Source organism: Salinivibrio sp. MA351 (assembly GCF_001996065.1).
GTDB lineage: Bacteria > Pseudomonadota > Gammaproteobacteria > Enterobacterales > Vibrionaceae > Salinivibrio > Salinivibrio costicola.
The window spans coordinates 1-2,023 of record NZ_MUFG01000055.1 but is presented as its reverse complement, the minus strand read 5'-3'; the positions used below and the strand labels follow the sequence as shown (position 1 = coordinate 2,023).

Below are 2,023 nucleotides of genomic sequence, written 5' to 3'. Positions count from 1 at the left end.
ATTTAGATCACAAGTAAATACTTTATCTATCTTGGGAAAGTCTCTATCTCTTTTAACTGAAAACCAAAGAACAAAAAATAAAACAAAAACTAGCGGTATATACAAAAGCGGATATAAATAAAAACAACCCTGACTTATACCACTTTGAGAAAACAAAAGTCCTATAAAGAATGAGAATGACAAACCAATGCCACCAATACTATCAGCGTAAGTAATTCTAGATACTGCATCACGCTGACTAAATCGCAACATCATAAATCGCATTACTGTGACTGAACTACCAGATGCTAAGCCTGTCAAGCTAGAAACTGCCAACAACATAATATAATTTTCGCTAGGAAAGAGTATAATAGCAGCCATCCATAAACATGGTAAAATGAGGAGAAGTGTAGAAATTAGCAACCAATTAATCACACCGAAAATTGTCGCTAGAAAATCCCAAAGAATTCGAGACAAACTACTTCCCAAAAAACAAAACAAGATCAGGATAAGCTTCGAAATGAATGTTAGGTTATACCCATAGTCTGGAAGATTAAAGACAACAACGGGCCAGGCTCCCCATACAAGGAAGGAGATAAATAAATGCATAATGGTTACCATCTCTATCTCCTTTTCATTCCTTTTTTATTCGGTTAGTTCTGGAAGGTCATTTTCAGTTCTTCCTGATCGCCATTCTTTGCTTTCAGATTTTCTAATCGCAAAATGCATCCAAGTTAACGCCAAACTGCATAATACAAAGAGCAACATAAAGCATGTTTGCCAGACTCCAACTAGATCATTTAACATGCCAAATGTCAGAGGAAGAAAGAAGCCACCAAGCCCGCCAACCATACCAACAGCACCACTTACAACACCCACATTATTGGGATAATAAACAGGGATATGTTTAAAAACTGCCGCTTTTCCTAAAGACATGAAAAAACCTAGCACGATACAGATTACAGCAAATTGATAGACGTTAGTTTCTAATGAGAAATTAATAACACCTCGTATTCCCTCAACACTGTAATGTGTATTGGGATAACTAAGAATAAAGGTGCAGACTACTGATGCGATAAACGTCCAGTACATCACTTTACGAGCACCATACCTGTCCGATAATATTCCACCAAGTATTCTAAACAATGAACCTGGAACCGTGTAAAGCCCTGCTATCAAGCCTGCTTGAGCCAAGGACACATCAAATACACCGATTGTATATTGGGGTAACCATAGTGCTAATGCCACAAAGGCACCGAAAACAAAAAAGTAGTACAAGGAGAATCGCCAGACCCTTACCTCTTTCAAAGGATGGAGCTGGCTATATATAGATACTTGCTCTCGCGGTCTTTCTCTTTGTTCGTTCTTTGCGAGAAAATAAAACCCAACTCCTGCTGTAGCCAAAATAATTGCATAGATTTGAACCGCACTGCGCCAGTCCATGATCAGTAAGAGCATTGGCATACAGAGCGAGGTCACAGAAGAGCCGACATTTCCCGCGCCAAATATCCCTAAAGCTGTACCTTGTTGGTTTTTCTTAAACCACGCCGATACATATGCCACACCAACAACGAAGCTACCGCCTGCCAATCCAATGCCCAGTGCGCAAAGCAACAGCAAGTAGTAACTGTGAGATAGACTCAGCAACCATGCAGAACCGGACGACAGGAGCATGACAACCGCAAAAACAGTACGGCCCCCAAAGTAGTCAGACGCGATTCCCAAAAACAATCGACTGACCGAACCTGTGAGAATCGGTGTCGCCATTAACAGTCCCAGTTCCGTGCTAGAGAGCTGAAACTCTTCCGCTATTTTTACACCCAATATGGAAAATATCGTCCACATGGCAAAGCAAAGCGTAAACGAAAATGTTGACATTCCCAACGCAAATTTCTGTTGCGCCTTTGAACTATCGACTGCCTGTACCATATGGTTTTCCTCCGACTTATAGTTAAACACAACTTATAAAATAAAGAAGGAAACCTCCATACACTTAAAGTATCATGATTTATTCAAAAAGTACTCCATTGGTAGTATCCAGAGG

Annotated in this window: 2 protein-coding genes; both read right to left on the bottom strand. The window is 40.2% G+C overall.

Going from position 1 to position 2,023, the window contains the following annotated elements; translation table 11 throughout:
• Positions 1 to 600, bottom strand: a 600-nt coding sequence (locus tag BZG78_RS15220) for an MFS transporter (RefSeq protein WP_131826096.1), incomplete at its 3' end; no start/stop codon positions are given.
• A gap of 24 nt (positions 601 to 624) precedes the next feature.
• Positions 625 to 1,908 carry a nitrate/nitrite transporter gene (locus BZG78_RS15215; protein WP_077661692.1) on the bottom strand — a complete coding sequence of 428 codons (1,284 nt, stop codon included), beginning with the start codon at positions 1,906 to 1,908 and terminating at the stop codon, positions 625 to 627.
• Positions 1,909 to 2,023: the final 115 nt, after the last annotated feature.

Excerpts from the sequence above, each read along its gene's own strand:
- BZG78_RS15215 (WP_077661692.1), bottom strand. The coding sequence starts at position 1,908 with ATGGTACAGGCAGTCGATAGTTCAAAGGCGCAACAGAAATTTGCGTTG.